The sequence below is a fragment of the Marinobacter sp. H13 genome (genome assembly GCF_059072335.1).
The window spans coordinates 1,537,448-1,554,693 of the sequence record NZ_JCACRU010000001.1 but is presented as its reverse complement, the minus strand read 5'-3'; the positions used below and the strand labels follow the sequence as shown (position 1 = coordinate 1,554,693).

The 17,246-nt window shown below is 58.5% G+C and carries 13 protein-coding genes; 3 read left to right on the top strand and 10 right to left on the bottom strand.

From position 1 onward, the window contains the following. Nucleotides 1-150 precede the first annotated feature (150 nt). From AC5JQH_RS07395 to AC5JQH_RS07385, 3 genes are read right to left on the bottom strand one after another with little or no spacing between them, the layout of a single operon-like run. A complete protein-coding gene (locus AC5JQH_RS07395; protein WP_008170919.1) occupies nt 151-540 on the bottom strand; it encodes a CBS domain-containing protein in 390 nt (129 codons plus the stop codon). Beyond that, a complete protein-coding gene (locus tag AC5JQH_RS07390) occupies nt 527-904 on the bottom strand; it encodes a P-II family nitrogen regulator (RefSeq protein ID WP_008170920.1) in 378 nt (125 codons plus the stop codon). The genes AC5JQH_RS07395 and AC5JQH_RS07390 overlap by 14 nt, the downstream gene beginning before the upstream one ends. Next, complete coding sequence (locus AC5JQH_RS07385; protein WP_405421079.1) at nt 901-2,385, bottom strand: DUF1538 domain-containing protein; 1,485 nt, start codon at nt 2,383-2,385, stop codon at nt 901-903. The genes AC5JQH_RS07390 and AC5JQH_RS07385 overlap by 4 nt, the downstream gene beginning before the upstream one ends. A gap of 287 nt (nt 2,386-2,672) precedes the next feature. On the opposite strand from AC5JQH_RS07385, the gene AC5JQH_RS07380 reads away from it, so the two are divergent. From AC5JQH_RS07380 to senA, 3 genes are all read left to right on the top strand, one after another. Continuing rightward, nucleotides 2,673-4,265, top strand: a complete 1,593-nt coding sequence (locus tag AC5JQH_RS07380; protein WP_493805434.1) for an isocitrate lyase — start codon at nt 2,673-2,675, stop codon at nt 4,263-4,265. 163 nt (nt 4,266-4,428) lie between these two features. Then, nucleotides 4,429-6,243, top strand: a complete 1,815-nt coding sequence (locus AC5JQH_RS07375; protein WP_493805973.1) for an SLC13 family permease — start codon at nt 4,429-4,431, stop codon at nt 6,241-6,243. Between the two features lie 69 nt (nt 6,244-6,312). Then, entirely contained in the window at nt 6,313-7,680 is a 1,368-nt protein-coding gene (senA, locus tag AC5JQH_RS07370) for a selenoneine synthase SenA (protein WP_008170926.1), read from the top strand. Between the two features lie 25 nt (nt 7,681-7,705). On the opposite strand, the gene AC5JQH_RS07365 is transcribed toward senA, so the two are convergent. From AC5JQH_RS07365 to dusB, 7 genes are all read right to left on the bottom strand, one after another. Further along, nucleotides 7,706-9,280, bottom strand: coding sequence for a cation:proton antiporter family protein (locus tag AC5JQH_RS07365; RefSeq protein ID WP_008170927.1), 1,575 nt, complete (start codon nt 9,278-9,280; stop codon nt 7,706-7,708). Between the two features lie 109 nt (nt 9,281-9,389). Further along, nucleotides 9,390-10,328 (bottom strand): alpha/beta fold hydrolase, encoded by a 939-nt coding sequence (locus tag AC5JQH_RS07360; protein ID WP_008170928.1) that lies wholly within the window; start codon nt 10,326-10,328, stop codon nt 9,390-9,392. 184 nt (nt 10,329-10,512) lie between these two features. After that, nucleotides 10,513-12,654 carry a TonB-dependent receptor family protein gene (locus tag AC5JQH_RS07355; protein ID WP_493805433.1) on the bottom strand — a complete coding sequence of 714 codons (2,142 nt, stop codon included), beginning with the start codon at nt 12,652-12,654 and terminating at the stop codon, nt 10,513-10,515. Nucleotides 12,655-12,848: 194 nt separating this feature from the next. Further along, entirely contained in the window at nt 12,849-14,135 is a 1,287-nt protein-coding gene (gene purD, locus AC5JQH_RS07350) for a phosphoribosylamine--glycine ligase (protein WP_008170931.1), read from the bottom strand. A gap of 12 nt (nt 14,136-14,147) precedes the next feature. Beyond that, on the bottom strand, nt 14,148-15,728 hold the full coding sequence (gene purH, locus AC5JQH_RS07345) for a bifunctional phosphoribosylaminoimidazolecarboxamide formyltransferase/IMP cyclohydrolase (protein ID WP_288366954.1): 1,581 nt from the start codon (nt 15,726-15,728) through the stop codon (nt 14,148-14,150). Between the two features lie 84 nt (nt 15,729-15,812). Next, nucleotides 15,813-16,130: a DNA-binding transcriptional regulator Fis gene (gene fis, locus AC5JQH_RS07340; protein ID WP_008170934.1), complete on the bottom strand. Its 318-nt coding sequence runs from the start codon at nt 16,128-16,130 to the stop codon at nt 15,813-15,815. After that, nucleotides 16,127-17,125: a tRNA dihydrouridine synthase DusB gene (gene dusB / locus AC5JQH_RS07335; RefSeq protein WP_008170935.1), complete on the bottom strand. Its 999-nt coding sequence runs from the start codon at nt 17,123-17,125 to the stop codon at nt 16,127-16,129. Before dusB ends, fis begins: the two co-directional genes overlap by 4 nt. Nucleotides 17,126-17,246 lie beyond the last annotated feature (121 nt).

Sequence of the window (17,246 nt, the reverse complement as noted above, 5' to 3'; positions counted from 1 at the left end):
TTCGATTGAGGTGACCACGAATGAGCCCATACAACGAGAAGGCAGTGTGTCCTAGTGCCGACGAGTTGTCAGTTGTGGCTTTGTAACCTGTTCACCGGGAGGGCTGATGCCATTCGGGTACGAGGCGGCCAAGGATTTGCAATGCGCCTGCTAGTCGATGCTGTCGAGCAGGGCCGCCATAATGTCGTCCATGACCACAAAGCCTTTGAGGTCATTGTCGGCCAGCACCAGAAGGCGCTTTACCCGGTATTTGCTCATCAGACTGGCCGCATGCCGGACATTCAGGTTCTCACCGACGCTGATCACCGGCTTGGCGCAGGCGTCATAAACGTTCAGAAGGTCGATGTCGCCGTCCTCGGCGATCACGGTTTTTAGCACGTTGGTATAGGTGATCAGGCCCCAGGCATCGTGCTCGCTCTGTTTCTCCACCACCAGTGATTTCACCGAGTGCCTCTTCATCAGAGAGAGCGCCTCACGGATGGTGGCAAACGGAGTAATGGTGATAATGTCCCGGACCATCACATCTTTAACCAGTTTCATCGTTGTTCTCCGGATACAGTGAACATTTCAGGTGTTGTTCGAATTTCTCGACCTGTGACATATCGATCCCTCCCAGGTGTTCCAGGGGCAGGGTGAACACAAGTCCCTGTGAATCGGTGTGGTCGGGCATGAGAATTTTCTGGATGGCTTTCAGAATATCAAGTGAAAGGCCCTTCTCCAGTACCATCAGCAAAACGCTCTGGCTGCCGTCGTAGGTCAGCCCGAAGAAGGTCTTCCGGGCGGCGTTACTGATGCCCCGGCCCGACAGCACCGTTATGCCCCCGGCGCCCAGGTCTCTTGCCGCATCCACACAGTCCTGCTCCCGATCCTCGGGAACAATGGCAACCAGTACGGAAAATTTCATGGCTCTGTTTTCCTCTGCTTAGCAAGCATTTCAACAATGATGGCATAGCCCATCACCGTGACAATCGGAAAGATCGACGCGAAGGCAATCAGGCCAAAACCGTCGATCAGTACGTTACGGCCCTCTATGTTGCTAGCCAGGCCAATGCCCAGTGCGGTCACCAGGGGCACGGTGACCTCGGAGGTGGTGACGCCACCGAGATCGTAGGCCAGGGGAATGATGTACCTGGGTGCCAGCGCGGTCAGAAAGATGACCAGAATATAGCCGCCGATGATGTACTGGTGTATCGAATCGCCACTGATAATCCGGTGTACTCCGAGGGTTATGCCCACGGCCACCCCGACCGCCACGATGATCCTGATGGCGTTGCCATTGATGGTTCCGGCCGCCGCCTGTTCTGCCTGGTGCCCGATAGCGATCAGCGCAGGTTCGGCCATGGTGGTGGCAAAACCGATCATGAACGCAAAGAGGTAGACGAAGGCGAAACCCTCCATGCTCATCAACTGCTCGGCCATGCTGGTGCCAATGGGAAACAGGCCCAGTTTCAGGCCGACAACGAAGGCATAGAGCCCCAGGACAACCAGTGCAAATCCGGACAGAATCCTGCGGGGATTGGTCAGCCCCCGGCGCAGGACCAGGTACTGGAAGAACAGGATGGTGATAATGATCGGGAGCACATCACGGACCATTTCAGCCAGGTCCAGCAACATCGCGAGCACAAGCGGGGCGTCCTCCACATTTGCATTGGCAACCAGAGCCGGCAAAACGGACGGATCCGCGGTTTCCCCGGAATAGACAACAATCCCGTACAGCTGAACGGTGATCATGGGCACCATGACTGCAAGCGCGACCAGTCCGAACCCGTCCATTAGCGGATTACGCCCGCGGATGGAGGCAGCAAGACCAATGCCCAGGGCTGCAATCAGGGGAACGGTGACGATATTGGTGGTCACACCGCCGGAATCGTAGGCGAGTCCGACAATCTCCGGCGGCGCAAACCCAGTGATGATGACAACCACGATATAGCCGATGATCATGAACCAGTGCAGCGGGTAACCGAAGATGGTCCGGAACACGCCCAGGGCAACCACCAGCCCGACAGAGACGGCTACCAGTATCCTGAGCGTCAGGGCTTTGATCCTGCCTTCGCTGATTTCCTCGGCCTGCTGGGCTACGGCAATCAGCGCGGGTTCTGCCACCACCGCCGAGAAACCCATGGCAAAGCCGAACGAAAGCAGAATGGGCACTGAACCCCGTCGGGCAAACTGATTGGAGAGACTCTTGCCGACCGGAAAAATGCTTAATTCAAGGCCCTGGAGGAACAGGGCAACCCCCACGGCCACGATCAGTAAGCCAATGGCCATCGCCAATGTGTTCTCCGGCACTTGCTGGAGAATGACGAGCTGAAAGAAGGCCACGACAGCGATGATTGGAAACAGGTTCTTCAGGGCGTGCAGAAGGGAATGACTGAAAGCTCGCATATAGAACACTGTTCACGCCTGATGGGTTCTGATGGGAAATGATCATTGTTCACAATAACAATAGCTACTGTTTCAGCGTTGATCCATCTCAAAAGCCGATCCTGTTCTTCATTCACCAAAAAAATGCCGAAAATAGATTATATAAATTTCAATTATAAATTTGAAACCACTAAAGTAACCATCAATGTCAGCGCTTCGCTCAAAAAGTGAGCAGGTTGTTGGCTTCGGAAGTTGCTGTACGCTTCTCCGCATCGACTTAGAAAACCAACGTAGAAAGGATTGAGACAATGCCCTACGCACAAGACGTTGACCAGATTGCTTCCCTGTTGAAGCAGCACCCGACCTGGAATGCTATCAACCCGAAGCACGCCGCTCGCATGCGCGCCCAGAACAAGTTCAAGACTGGTCTGGATATCGCGAAGTACACCGCCAGGATCATGCGCGAAGACATGGCGAACTACGATCAGGACACCGCCCAGTACACCCAGTCCCTGGGCTGCTGGCACGGCTTTATCGGTCAGCAGAAGATGCTGTCCATCAAGAAGCACTTCGGCACCACCAAGCGTCGCTACCTGTACCTGTCTGGCTGGATGGTTGCTGCCCTGCGTTCCGAGTTCGGTCCGCTGCCTGACCAGTCCATGCACGAGAAGACTGCCGTATCCGGCCTGATCGAAGAGCTGTACACCTTCCTGCGTCAGGCAGATGCCTGGGAACTGAACCACCTGTTCCGTGCCCTGGAAGAAGCTGAGAAAGCTGGCGACAACGCCAAGGCTGAAGAACTGATCAAGCAGATCGACAACCACGAAACTCACGTTGTGCCGATCATTGCCGACATCGATGCTGGTTTTGGTAACGCCGAAGCGACCTACCTGCTGGCCAAGCAGATGATCGAAGCCGGTGCCTGCTGCATCCAGATCGAGAACCAGGTGTCTGACGAGAAGCAGTGTGGTCACCAGGACGGCAAGGTAACTGTTCCCCACGCCGACTTCCTGTCCAAGATTAACGCCGTTCGTCTGGCGTTCCTGGAGCTGGGTGTGGACGACGGTGTTATCGTTGCCCGTACCGACTCCCTGGGCGCTGGCCTGACCCAGAAGATCGCCGTAACCGAAGAGCCGGGCGATCTGGGTGACCAGTACAACAGCTTCATCGACGGTGAAGTGATCGAGAAAGCAGAAGACATCAACAACGGCGACGTTGTGATCAAGCAGAACGGTCAGCTGGTTCGTCCGAAGCGTCTGGCTTCTGGCCTGTTCCAGTTCAAGCCGGGCACTGGCGAAGACCGTGTGGTTCTGGATTGCATCACCAGCCTGCAGAATGGTGCTGACCTGCTGTGGATCGAAACCGAGAAGCCGCACGTTGGCCAGATTGCAGCCATGGTTAACCGCATCAAGGAAGTGGTTCCCGACGCCAAGCTGGTTTACAACAACAGCCCGTCCTTCAACTGGACTCTGAACTTCCGTCAGCAGGTATTCGACGCATGGAAGGAAGAAGGCAAGGACGTTTCTGCCTACGACCGCGCCAAGCTGATGAGCGAAGAGTACGACAACACCGAGCTGGGTCAGCTGGCTGACGAGTGGTGCCGTAACTTCCAGCGTGACGGTTCACGCGAAGCGGGTATCTTCCACCACCTGATCACGCTGCCGACTTACCACACCGCGGCCCTGTCTACCGACAACCTGGCCAAGGGTTACTTCGGTGACGAAGGCATGCTGGCCTACGTGGCTGGTGTACAGCGCAAGGAAATCCGTCAGGGTATCGCTACCGTTAAGCACCAGGACATGGCTGGTTCCAACATCGGTGACGACCACAAGGAATTCTTCGCTGGTGAAGCGGCCCTGAAGGCCGGTGGTAAAGACAACACCATGAACCAGTTCGGTTAATAGAACAGTTCAGTTGTCTCTTCCGGAGTAATCCGGAAGCCACAAAAACCCCGCCTCGGCGGGGTTTTTTCGTTGAGGCGAGGATATTTGGTGTATCGCTCGTGATGTGTTCGATACTGTAACCTGAAGAGAAACAAGCTCGGTGCCAACCGGAGGGAAGGTGTTGAACACGGATCAGGCCATTGTTTTTTCGATACTGGGTATCGCCCTGGTGCTGTTCGCTTGGAACCGAATCCGGTTCGATCTGGTCGCCCTGATCGCGCTTCTTGCTGTCTCGATTGCCGGGATCGTGCCTGTGGATCAACTGTTCGACGGCTTTGGCCATCCTGCGGTTGTCACGGTGGCGGCGGTTCTGGTTATCAGCCAGGGGCTGGTCAACGGCGGTGTGGTTGACCGCCTGGCCAGGCTGCTTGGAAAGGTCGGGCACAGGCCGACGCTGCAGGTGCTGATGCTGACTTCAGTGGTGGCCCTTTGCTCGGGGTTTATCAACAACGTTGGTGCACTCGCACTGTTGATGCCGGTGGCGGTCTGGATGTCCAGGGAAGCCGGGCGGTCGCCCTCGCTGCTGCTGATGCCCCTGGCATTTGGTTCCCTGCTCGGGGGAACCATGACACTGATTGGCACGCCTCCGAACATCATCATTGCCAGTTATCGGGAAGCTGGTTCGTTCGGCATGTTTGACTTCGCACCGGTGGGCCTTGCCATTACGTTGGCAGGCATTGGCTTTATCACGCTGGTCGGGTGGCGGCTGACGCCGCGGCGGGGTAAGCCCGACGACGGTGGCAAGCTGTTCAGTGTGGGCGACTATGTTACCGAGCTTCGGGTGCCGGAGGATTCCTCCCACGTTGGGGCAACCCTTCATGGGCTTCTGACGCGCGCCGATGCCGAGAAGGACGTCGTGGTTCTGGCGCTTATCCGGGATGACAAGCGGTCGCTGGCTCCCTCTACGTTCTCCGTCCTGCGCGGCGATGATCTGCTCCTGCTGGAAGCGGATACCGATGCCTTGCAGGACTTTCTGGACAGCACCGGGCTCGAGTTGGCGAGAGTGGAGGAAGCCTCTTCAGAAGCGTCCGATCAGGAAGAACCAGAGTCGGGAAAGCCGGGCGAAAAGTCCCTGTCTGAGGGCGACGTGCGTTTGATCGAAGCGGTCATCACGCCGGAATCGGGGCTGATCGGAAAAACCGCCAACAGGCTCAATCTTCGCGAGCAGAACGGTCTCAACATCGTTGCGATTGCGCGTCAGGGTCAGCGGTTGCAGCGACGTCTGGGTGATATTCGTTTTCAGGCTGGCGACATCCTTCTGGTCCAGGGCGAGGAGGAAACCTTGAGTGTCACGCTTCAGGGGCTCGGCTGCCTGCCCCTGGCCGAGCGGGGTCTCCGGTTTGGCAGGGAGCGCAACTCCCTTCTGGCTGGCGGCCTTTTTATCGCCGCCATTGCGTTGATTGTGGTTGGCTGGTTATCTCCCCCGGTCGCGCTGGTCGCCTGCGCCGTGGTCATGGTTCTCAGCAAGGTTCTCAGCAACCAGGAAGCCTACCGGGCGATTGACTGGCCCGTTATCGTTCTGCTGGCCGCCATGATTCCTGTGGGGCAGGCCCTCGAGACTACCGGTGGGGCAGAATTGATCGCGTCCTGGATGCTGATGCTGGGCTCCGGAGGCGATGCCTGGGTGGTTGTTACCATTATCCTTACGGGCACAATGCTGCTGTCGAACGTTGTGAACAACGCGGCAGCGGCCATCCTGGTTGCGCCGATTGCCTTGAGTCTTTCCGGGCAGCTTGGCATTGCCGCCGATGCCATGTTGATGGCGGTGGCGGTTGGCGCCTCCTGCGCCTTTCTGACCCCGGTAGGGCATCAATCCAATGCTCTGGTTATGGAGCCCGGAGGTTATCGCTTTGGGGACTACTGGCGGCTGGGGCTGCCGCTGTCTCTCCTCGTAACCGTGGTAGCTGTGCCAGTCATTCTGGCGGTCTGGGCGTGACGCCGTTTAACCGGTGTCTGTACTCTCTGTTATGCTGTTACTCATCTGTTTTGATGGGTGACTGGCACGATGGCAGTGATTGAGCAAATCGATCTGGCAAAGTCGGAATTGCTGGAGCAGCTTGAATGGACAAGGAAGCGAACCGAGACCCTCGTGTGTTCTCTTCCCGAGACCGCGCTGGACGTTCCCTACCATCCGGGCGTCAATCCACCGCTCTGGGAAATGGGGCATGCGGCCTTCTTTTACGAAGTCTTCGTCTTCAACCTGCTGGATGGCACACCGAGCCATGATCCTGCCATGGACGACCTGTGGGATTCGTTCCACATCGAACACCGGGATCGATGGAACCGCGAGTTGTTTCCGGGGCGGCAGAAAACCCTCGACTACTTCAATCTCATCTATGATCGAGTGGCCGAGCGGATCGAGAAGCAACCGTTAACCGACCAGGCCCGTTACCTCTACCGCTACGCAATCTACCACCAGAACATGCACATCGAGTCTATGATCTGGTGCCGTCAGACCGTCGGCTACCCGGCTCCGCCGGGTACTGATTTTTACCGACCGGCGCCAGGTGACTCGCATCAGGGAGACGCCTGTGTTCCGGCAGGAGAGTGGCTGATCGGGATGCCGGGTGAGTCCGGGCAGTACGCCAGTGACGATTTTGCCTTCGACAATGAAAAGCCATGGTTTACCGTGAAGCTGGAATCGTTCGCGATTTCAAAATGCCTGGTCAGCAACCGGGAGTTTATGCAGTTTGTGGAAGACGGTGGCTACCGGCGGCCAGAGCTCTGGTCTTTTGGCGGGCGGAAATGGCTTCAGACCGAAACCGATGTTGCCCTGGTTCACGGCAGTGACGAGCCTTTTATACGGACGCCCCGCCACCCGCTTTACTGGCGCTGGCATGATGAGCAGTGGCAGGAGCGGGTGTTCGATCGCTGGCAGCCGCTCAATCCGGATGCACCGGTCACTCACGTGACATTCTGGGAGGCGGAGGCCTGGTGCCGTTGGGCGGGGCGTCGGCTGCCGACGGAATACGAGTGGGAAGTCGCGGCTCTGGGCAATCGCCCGGGCGAGCCCTTCCGGCGCTTTCCCTGGGGCAACTCGGCGCCGACCGAACAGCTGGCGGATCTCAACGGGCGCGCCATGGCGCAGAGCCCGGTGTTCGACTTTCCTGCGGGTGACAGTCCGTTCGGCTGCCGGCAGATGACTGGCACGGTCTGGGAGTGGACCGGCGATCAGTTCCTGCCCTACGACGGTTTCAAAGTGGATATGTACCCTTTCATGTCCACCCTGCAGTTCGGTGATCACAAAGTCACCAAGGGGGGCAGTTGTGCAACGTCATCCTGCCTTATCCGGGGTACCTATCGGCAGGCCTATCTTCCGCTTCGGAACGACGTATACACTGGTTTTCGAACCTGCGCGCTCGAAAAGCCCTGAACGTCGACTGTAATCGCCGATACAGTTAATCAGGTTTGCCGACAACCAGGGATGGTTTGGCGGGCTTTTTATCGATCAGATGACTGGCAAGGGCCACGCCGGTTTCACTCATGGTCAGGTAGGCTTCATCGGCCCCGGCTTCCCGGATCTGTTTTGCCTCATCTTCATACATGGTGTGGGCCACGATAAAACCCTTGAAACCCAGTTTGCGCAGCATTCGGGCGGCGATCAGTTTGCCTTCTATGTCACCCATTGCCAGGATCACCGACTGCACTGCAGGCATGTGCAACCCGTTCCAGAAGGACGCATCCTCGGCATCAGCAAAAACCACGTTGCGGCCTTCTTTCTGGTGTTGACTGGCTTTTGCAGGGTCGGAATCCAGCCCCATCAGTTTGGGCTGATCCTCGCAGAGCCAGTCGTAGGCTGCGGTCCCTGTCCGCCCCATGCCCATGATCAGGACTCGGGTATCCCCGAGGGAAATCGGTTGTTCATCGGGATGATGTTTGCTGCCTTCAAAGCGGCTGAGATCCTGGGAGTAACGTTCATAAAGGCCGTGCGCAAACCGGTTGATCGGGGCAGAAACCAGGAACGACAGCGACACCGAAATTGCCAGAGGGACCAACCACTCCGGCAAGGCAACGCTTGCCACAATCAGGCCGAATTCGCTGTAGTTGGTCAGTGCCAGGGCGCTCAGGAAGCCGCTGCGGGCCCGTAAACGGAAGGCCAGCAGCAGGAAGAAGAACAGGATGCCTTTCAGTGGCAGCACCAGCCCCGCAATGATTGCGAAAATGAGCGCATCCCCGTCGGGCAGACCGCCAATGCCAATCTGTAGGAAGAAACCCACCAGGAACACTTCCTTGACGCTCCAGAGCGACTTGGAGAGTTCCTGCGACCGGGGGTGATTGGCCAGCATGGCACCGAAAACCAGCGCGCCGAGCTCCGAGCTGAGGCCGACGGCCTCAAAGCCAAGCCCGCCGACAACGAGTGCCAGAAGCAGTCCCAGGAGCACCAGCAGTTCGTCGTGGCCGCTGGCATCGAGCAACCGGAACAGCAGAGGGCGAAGCAGGGGAAGTCCGAATACAATCAGGGCCCATTCGGAGGGCGTTTTACCAGCGGCCAGGCTCATGACAACCAGGGCGATCAGATCCTGCATGATCAGGATGCCGATGGCGACCCGGCCATGGAACGCCCGCAGTTCCCGTTTGGATTCAAGAACCTTGGCGGCCAGCACCGTGCTCGAGAATGACAAGGCGATGGCCAGCATCAGCGCGGTCGACCAATCGAGGTCCATCAACAGGTAGACACCGGGGGTAAATACCGCGCAGGTGATGCCAAAGTGCAGAAGGCTGCCGCCAATCACTTCCGGACTGACGATGGATCGGAGCTTTAGCTTCAGCCCCACGGTAAACAGCAACAGGAGTACGCCAAGATGCGCAATGTGCTGGAGAACGTCGGTCTCCTCGATCACCACACCGGTGGCTTCGGCGATGCCACTGAGCACAAAGCCGGCAGCCAGGTAGCCAACAAGAGGGGGGAGGCCAACAAGCTTGACCAGCAGGCCAAGGCCGAAGGCAAAGGTAATCCAGATCGCTTCAGGCATGGGATATCAGTTCGGACGTCAAAAGCACAATGGTTGTTAGGCTACCCTGTTTTGCGGTGCCCTTGTAGTCGCTGAAGGTGGAATGCGGAAACTATTGCTCAAATGAGCCTCACTCGACCGGCTGCCCGATAAAGGTCCGGAACAGTTCTGCGGATTCCGCCGGGGCCTCCACCATCGGTGCGTGGCCGATACCGTCCATCAGTTCCAGCCTGGCATTCGGGATTGCTGCTGCGAACACCTCGCCGTTTCGGTAGTTGATCACCCGGTCTTCCTTGCCCCAGATGATCAGGACCGGGGCCTGAATCCTGGTGATGGCATTGCGGAAGTCCGACTCGAAACCGGCATCACGAATCGCCGCAAAAATGACCTCGTTGATGTCTCGATTGGCGATGGCCCGCTCTTCCATCACGCCCATGATCGGCCAGGGCACAAAGGGCTCTTTCTCGAGAGCGAACTCCATGAGCCGCTCGAAGTCACCGGGCTTTTTGGGGATCAGGGGGTTGTCCCCCTCCATCACAAGATCCACCAGTTCGCTTTCATACTCGAGAATGCCCGCGGGGTCGAACAGCACCGCTGATTTCACTTTGCCGGGATAGTTGGCTGCATAGAGTGCGGTAATCGCACCTCCCATGGAATTTCCCATGATGTGGGCATCCTCGACCGACAGTGCCTCCAGAATCTTTGCGACGTAGCCTGCCTGATCTTCCAGGCGGTAGCCGATGTCTAGGGGCTTGCTGCTGTCACCATGCCCCGGCAGATCGATCGCATAGACATTGAAGTCGTCGGTCAGGTGGCCGGCCAGACGGGTCCAGTTGTCCTTGTTGGCCCCGAAGCCATGGATCATGACGATGGTGTCGCCTGCGCTCATTTCCTGGTTCCTGAGATAGGCGATGTCAAGGTTGCCCACTGCCACGCTCGCCGCCTCCAGACCCGCCGATGATCGTTCAAAATCAATCGCGGTCTGGTAGATGTCCTGACGAGAGCAGGCACTGAACAGCAGGGAAGCGGCCAGTATGATCAGCAGGTATACCGGTGACGGGCGGCGCATCGAAGGGACTCCTTTGGGCGATGTGGTCGGAACTTTGTGTCCGCAGTCTACCTTACTCTCGGGCCGGAGAATGGGAATTGCTTCCCCTGCCCGGCATAAAAAAAGACCCGGCCAACGGGCCGGGTCTCATCAGTGGGCCATTCACAGCGGGTTCGCCCGGAAACCAGGCCAACCCGGTCATTCGTCAGAAATTAACGCTTAACCCCAGTGAAGCGGTGCGCGGCAGGTTCGCCATGGCGCCATCGGGCCAACGTGAGACAATTTGCTGTTCATCGAACAGGTTGTCCACTTTCAGGAAGACATCGGCACTGGCGGTCAGTGCGTAGCGGCTGATGAAATCGACCAGGAACAGGGACTCGGTCTCGTCCAGTTTCGTGGCGGTGTTGTTGCATCCCGCGCTGACACACATCTCATCGACGTAGGTGGCCACAAGGTAGTTGTCCCAGCCACTCGGGTGTTCCATGCCTGTCCGGAAGCTCATCTGGTTTTCAGGTACGTCCTTGAGCTGCTCGCCTTTTTTCAGGCCCGAAGCGGCATTGTCCTTGCTGATTTCCGCCTGGGTAAAGGTGTAGGTAAGGCTGACCGGAAGGTAGAACTCGCCTGCCCGGGTGCCGGTCTGGAGCTGGAACTCAACACCGGAAATTTCAGCCTCGCCGGTTACAAAACTGCCAGAGGTGGCGCCATTGCTGCACGGCGAGCCCACGGAACAGTTTTCGGCCTTGTTGGAGAAGTCGCTGTAGAAGCCGATCATTTCCGCGAAGAACGCATTGCCAAAGTACCGGAGGCCGGCCTCCCAGTTCTTGCTGGTTTCCGGATCTTCGTTTGCCTTGGCACCACCTCCGAGAGGGGAGAAACCCCGGTGCACGCCACCCAGAACCTGCCAGCTTTGGGACAGGTCATAGGTAAAGGAAGCGCCGGGCAGGAGTTCAGCACTGTCATTGGCGCGGGTGCTGTCGACGGTTGTGCGGCCGGGATCCGCGTATTGGGTGCGGCTGGTCTGTACATCCTCGTAGCGCAGGGCGAGGTTAACGCTGAGCTTGTCCGTCGCCTGCCAGGTGTCGAGGGCCCAGAAGCTCAGGGCTTCGCCGGTCTCAAAGCGATTATTGCTGCCCGTGGGGGCGACAGTGTTCTGGAACACCAGAGAGCCGTTGACCTGGTCATAAACATCGACCGGCTGGAAGCGATCCATTTCATCTTCGTGGGCGCGGGCGCCGAAATCAAACTGGTGGCTGCCCATGTCGACATCAAAGTTTACCTGCACGCCCTGGGACAGGTAGTCCCTGGCGTTGTTTTTGTAATCCAGGCCGCTGGCGTCAACTGTGCCGTCCAGAATACCCTGGGCATTGGCGTCGCCGCCGTTTGCCGAGTCGATGATGTTTCCGCCGCCACTGAGCTTGAACCAGTTCCGCTTGAAGTCGTTGCGGTAGAGGGTCGTGCTGCTGCTCACGGTGTCGCTCCACTCGAACTGGTGAGTCAGGCTGATGCCGGAGTGGGTGTTGTTCATCTGGTCGATGCTGGACAGCCCGTAACGCCGGTTCGGATCCTGGCTGAAGTCCGCATCGGTCAGGCCGAGGTAACTGGAGTTGGAGGTTTCCTCGGAGTATTGCAGCTTGGCGGTCACGCTCTGGCGCTCTCCCTGCCAGCGCAGCTTGCCGACGTAGTCCTCGATATCAAAGCCGGTATCGCGGCCGCTGCGGTCAATCTCCTTGAAGCCTTTCGCGGAGCGCTGGACGGTCTCAAGCAGGTAGCCCCAGTCGCCGGCCGTGTCACCATAGGTTGCGTGAACGTCGGTGGAGCCGCGGTCGTTGGTGACTGTCTCAACATAGCCCTGCCGCTGATCGGGAATGGGTGTGGAAATCAGGTTGATGACACCACCGGTGGTTTGTGGGCCATAGCGCAGCAGCGGGGCACCCTTGAGTACTTCCAGCGAGGACATGCGCTTCAGTGTCGGAAAATAATAGGCGGCCGGATTGGAGTAGGGCGCCGGTGCGATCAGAATGCCATCTTCCATCAGGGTAATATTACTGCTGCGCTCGGCCGTGGCGCCGCGGATGCCGATATTGGGGCGCAGGCCCAGGCCTTCTTCTTCCCGCACATAGACGCCCGGGACGGTTTTCAGCACCTGGTTGATGTCGGTCTCAACCTCGGTTTTCAACCGCGCCTCACCAACGACGTAGCCTGACCCTGGCAAGGTCTGGGCTGCGGACGCATCGCCAATGATTTCCATGGGTTCAAGCATCTGGGGCTGATCATCGCCGACTGCCCAACTGGCGCCCGGGGCAAGGCTGACAGCCACGGCCAGTGATAAGCGGGAAGGTTTAAACATGTGGTTAATCTCCATTACCATTTGTTTTTCGAAATGTAAGTGACAATTATTACTATTACGTTCGGTCGAAACTTTACGGTTCCGTAACTATAAAGTCAATAGTCAGTGCTTATGACGCAGGCAGGTGTCAGGTCAGGCGAAGAAATCCCCGGTCGGCCGGGGATTGAGAATAGGATCGGATCGGTCGGCCAGGCTCAGTGGGTCTCGCGGCCGATGGCGCGGTGGCCGATGTCCTTGCGATAAAACACGCCATCCCACCGGATCCGGGAGGCCAGCTCATACGCACGCTTCTGTGCTTCGGTGACGGTATTGCCCAGAGCCGTGGCGCAGAGCACCCGACCGCCGTTGGTAACCACCTGGTCTCCGTTGAGACGGGTGCCGGCGTGAAACACTTTCTCGCCTTCGGTCTCGGTGTCCGGCAGGCCGGAAATGGCGTCGCCCTTGTTATAGCTGCCCGGGTAACCCCCGGCTGCCAGCACGATACCGACGGAGGCGCGGTCATCCCATTCGGAATCGCACTGGTCGAGCTTGCCGTCGATGGCCGCGTCGCAGAGTTCCACAAGGTCCGACTTCATCCGCAGCATGATCGGCTGGGTTTCCGGGTCGCCAAAACGGCAGTTGAACTCGATCACCTTGGGGGTGCCGCTGTTGTCAATCATCAGGCCGGCGTAGAGGAACCCCTTATAGGGATGGCCCTCGGCCGCCATGCCGCGCACGGTCGGATAGATCACTTCATCCATGATGCGCTGATGAACATCCGCGGTCACCACCGGGGCCGGCGAGTAGGCGCCCATGCCACCGGTATTGAGACCGGTGTCGCCGTCGCCCACGCGTTTGTGATCCTGGGAGGTGGCCATGGCCAGAACGTGCTCGCCATCCACCATCACGATAAAGCTGGCTTCTTCGCCTTCCAGAAACTCTTCGATGACGACACGGCTACCGGCATCACCAAACGCGTTCCCGGCCAGCATGTCGCGGATGGCATCTTCGGCTTCTTCCAGGGTCATCGCAACGATCACGCCTTTGCCGGCAGCCAGGCCATCGGCTTTGACGACGATTGGAGCGCCCTGCTGGCGAACATAGGCCAGGGCTTCGTCCACATCAGTGAAGTTGCCGTAGCCGGCTGTCGGGATTTTGTGGCGCGCCAGAAAATCCTTGGTGAAAGCCTTGGAGCCCTCAAGCTGGGCAGCGCCGGCACTCGGGCCGAAAACCCTCAGGCCACGCTGCTCAAATTTGTCGACGATGCCTGCAACCAACGGCGCCTCCGGGCCGACGATGGTAAGCCCGACATGATTGGTGGCGGCGAAGTTGGCGAGACCGTCCAGGTCCATCACGTCGATGTCGACATTTTCCAGGCCGGTTTCCCGTGCCGTGCCGGCGTTGCCGGGCGCCACGAAAACACGGTCTGCCTTGGGGGATTGCGCGGCTTTCCAGGCCAGGGCGTGTTCGCGGCCGCCGGAGCCAATAACGAGAATATTCATGGTGATAACCCCTCAGTGCCGGAAGTGGCGCATGCCGGTGAAGACCATCGCGATGCCGTGTTCGTTGGCCGCATCAATCACTTCCTGATCGCGCATGGAGCCACCAGGCTGGATGACAGCGGTGATACCAGCCGCCGCAGCAGCGTCAATGCCGTCGCGGAACGGGAAGAAGGCATCGGACGCCATGACCGACCCTTTCACTTCCAGGCCCTCGTCGGCGGCCTTGATACCGGCAATCTTCGCGCTGTAAACACGGCTCATCTGGCCAGCGCCGACGCCGATGGTGCGACCCGCCTTGGCATAGACAATGGCGTTGGATTTGACGTATTTAGCCACTTCCCAGGCAAACAACAGGTCGTTGAGTTCCTGCTCGGAGGGCTGGCGCTCAGTGACCACCTTGACGTCCTCCATGGCCACCATGCCCAGGTCCCGGTCCTGAACGAGCAGACCACCGGTTACACGCTTGTAATCCATGGAACGGGCACGGTCGCCGTCAAACTCGCCGCACGCAAGCAGACGCACGTTCTTCTTTGCGGCTACCAGTTCCACTGCTTCCGGAGCAACGGTCGGCGCGATGATCACTTCCACAAACTGGCGATCAATGATGGCTTTGGCAGTTTCCGCATCCAGCTCACGGTTGAAGGCGATGATGCCACCAAAAGCCGATGTGGGGTCCGTGGCGAACGCCAGGTCGTAGGCCTGACGGATATCGGCGCCGATCGCCACACCACAGGGATTGGCATGTTTGACGATCACGCAGGCCGGATCCGCGAAAGGCTTCACGCATTCCAGGGCGGCATCGGTATCGGCCACGTTGTTGTAGCTGAGCTCCTTGCCCTGAAGCTGTTTGGCCGTGGCCACGCAGGCTTCCTTGGGGTTGCGCTCGGCGTAGAATGCGGCGCGCTGATGCGGGTTTTCGCCATAACGCATGTCCTGGACCTTCACGTACTGGGCGTTGAAGGTGCGGGGGAAATCAGCGTTGTCGTTATCCGGCGTGCGGCCGCCCAGATAGTTGGCGATGGCGCCATCGTAGCCAGCGGTGTGCTCAAACGCTTTTACGGCCAGATCGAACCGGGTGCTGTAGGTCAGTTGGCCATCGTTGGCCTCCAGTTCCTTGAGGACCCGGCTGTAATCACTGGCGTTGACCACGATGGCGACGTCGTTGTGGTTCTTGGCAGCAGCGCGAACCATGGTCGGACCGCCGATATCAATGTTCTCGATAGCGGTCGCCAGATCACAGTCCGGCTTTGCAACGGTCTCCTCGAAGGGGTAGAGATTGACCACAACCATATCGATAGGGCTAATGCCATGCTCGGACATCACCGCTTCGTCAGTGCCCCGGCGCCCGAGAATCCCGCCATGAATCTTCGGGTGCAGGGTTTTTACACGGCCATCCATCATCTCGGGAAAGCCGGTGTAGTCGGAGACTTCGGTTACCGGGATGCTGTTTTCTTTCAGGAGCCGGTAAGTGCCACCGGTGGAGAGCAGCTCAACGCCGCGTTCGGTCAGGGCACGGCCGAAATCGACGATGCCGGTTTTATCACTCACGCTGATCAAAGCGCGACGGACGGAGGTGTTAGCCTGGTTTGCCATGGGTCACTTTCTTCGCTGGAGATGAACGAATAAGGGCCTCGCGAATGGTGTCCGGGAGGCCCTCTTCAAATCAGGGTGTCTGGATTATAGCAGACCGTACTGCTTCAGCTTTTTGCGCAGGGTCCCGCGGTTCAGGCCCAGCATGGTGGAGGCCTTGGTCTGGTTGTTGCGGGTGTATTTCATCACCTGTTCAAGCAGCGGGGCTTCCACTTCGGAAAGCACCAGCTGGTAGACCTCGGTCACCGGAGCGCCGTCCAGTTGGGCGAAGTAGTTTTTCAGGGCGACCTCAACGCTGTCGCGCAGGGTGACGGTGTTGCCGCTGCTGTTCACCGTCTGCAACTGATGGATATCATCGTTGGCCGGGGTGCTCAGGTTGTCGTTTGCCAAAGTCTCAGCGCTCATGCTGCGAATACCTCTCCATTTCGTAAGCCTGCAAAATACCGTTGAATCGTGTCTCTCTGCTCCAGCGCATCGTCGATCGCGTTGAAGCGTTTGCGGAACTGTTTACCCGGATCGTGGGACTGCAGGTACCAGCCCACGTGTTTTCTGGCAATACGCACGCCCATGGTCTCACCATAGAAAGCATGCAACGCCTGGAGATGCTCGGTCAGAATTTCCTCGACCTCATCAAGCTCCGGTGCGGCCATGTGGCTACCGGTTTCCAGGAAATGCCGGATTTCCCGGAAAATCCAGGGGCTGCCCTGGGCAGCGCGGCCAATCAGCAGGCCGTCGGCGCCGGTATGGCGAAGGACGTCCCGGGCTTTCTCAGGCGATGTAACATCCCCGTTGGCAAACACCGGAATGCTGATGCGGGATTTCACATCGGCGATGGTGTCGTACTCGGCATTGCCCTCGTATTTGTCCGCACGGGTCCGACCGTGAATGGCCACTGCCTGAATGCCGGCATCCTCCGCCATTCGGGCAATAACCAGTGCATTGCGGTTTTCCCGGTCCCATCCGGTTCGCATCTTGAGGGTGACTGGGACATCAACCGCCTGAACCACCGACTCCAGAATGTCGCGAACCAGGGCTTCATCTTTCATCAGGGCGGAACCGGCGGCCTTGTTACAGACCTTCTTGGCCGGGCAGCCCATATTAATGTCGATGATCTGGGCGCCGAATTCCGCATTCTGACGGGCGGCATCGGCCAGCATTTGCGGATCGCCGCCGGCAATCTGCACCGAGCGGGGCTCAGGCTCGCCTTCATGGTTCAGGCGGGTCTGTGATTTGCGCGTATGCCAGAGTTTGCTGTCCGCTATGACCATCTCCGACACCGCCAGACCCGCGCCCAACCTCCGGCACAAAAGACGGAAAGGGCGGTCTGTCACGCCAGCCATGGGCGCAACAATCAAGGGGTTGGGCAAAGTGTACGGCCCGATTTTTGCCGTTGGCAGCATGATCTGAGTCCGTGTCACAGCGGGTTAAGCAAAGGTCGGGCTGAGCGGTTGTTCAATAAGTAACCGATCCAGCATCCGAAGGGCGGTAATGATACCGCCGGGTGGACAATGATTGAAGGGG

Excerpts from the sequence above, each read along its gene's own strand:
- purD (WP_008170931.1), bottom strand. The coding sequence starts at position 14,135 with ATGAATATTCTCGTTATTGGCTCCGGCGGCCGCGAACACGCCCTGGCC.
- purH (WP_288366954.1), bottom strand. The coding sequence starts at position 15,728 with ATGGCAAACCAGGCTAACACCTCCGTCCGTCGCGCTTTGATCAGCGTG.
- AC5JQH_RS07355 (WP_493805433.1), bottom strand. The coding sequence starts at position 12,654 with ATGTTTAAACCTTCCCGCTTATCACTGGCCGTGGCTGTCAGCCTTGCC.
- AC5JQH_RS07360 (WP_008170928.1), bottom strand. The coding sequence starts at position 10,328 with ATGCGCCGCCCGTCACCGGTATACCTGCTGATCATACTGGCCGCTTCC.
- AC5JQH_RS07390 (WP_008170920.1), bottom strand. The coding sequence starts at position 904 with ATGAAATTTTCCGTACTGGTTGCCATTGTTCCCGAGGATCGGGAGCAG.
- AC5JQH_RS07395 (WP_008170919.1), bottom strand. The coding sequence starts at position 540 with ATGAAACTGGTTAAAGATGTGATGGTCCGGGACATTATCACCATTACT.
- AC5JQH_RS07365 (WP_008170927.1), bottom strand. The coding sequence starts at position 9,280 with ATGCCTGAAGCGATCTGGATTACCTTTGCCTTCGGCCTTGGCCTGCTG.
- dusB (WP_008170935.1), bottom strand. The coding sequence starts at position 17,125 with ATGCTGCCAACGGCAAAAATCGGGCCGTACACTTTGCCCAACCCCTTG.
- fis (WP_008170934.1), bottom strand. The coding sequence starts at position 16,130 with ATGAGCGCTGAGACTTTGGCAAACGACAACCTGAGCACCCCGGCCAAC.
- AC5JQH_RS07380 (WP_493805434.1), top strand. The coding sequence starts at position 2,673 with ATGCCCTACGCACAAGACGTTGACCAGATTGCTTCCCTGTTGAAGCAG.
- AC5JQH_RS07385 (WP_405421079.1), bottom strand. The coding sequence starts at position 2,385 with ATGCGAGCTTTCAGTCATTCCCTTCTGCACGCCCTGAAGAACCTGTTT.
- senA (WP_008170926.1), top strand. The coding sequence starts at position 6,313 with ATGGCAGTGATTGAGCAAATCGATCTGGCAAAGTCGGAATTGCTGGAG.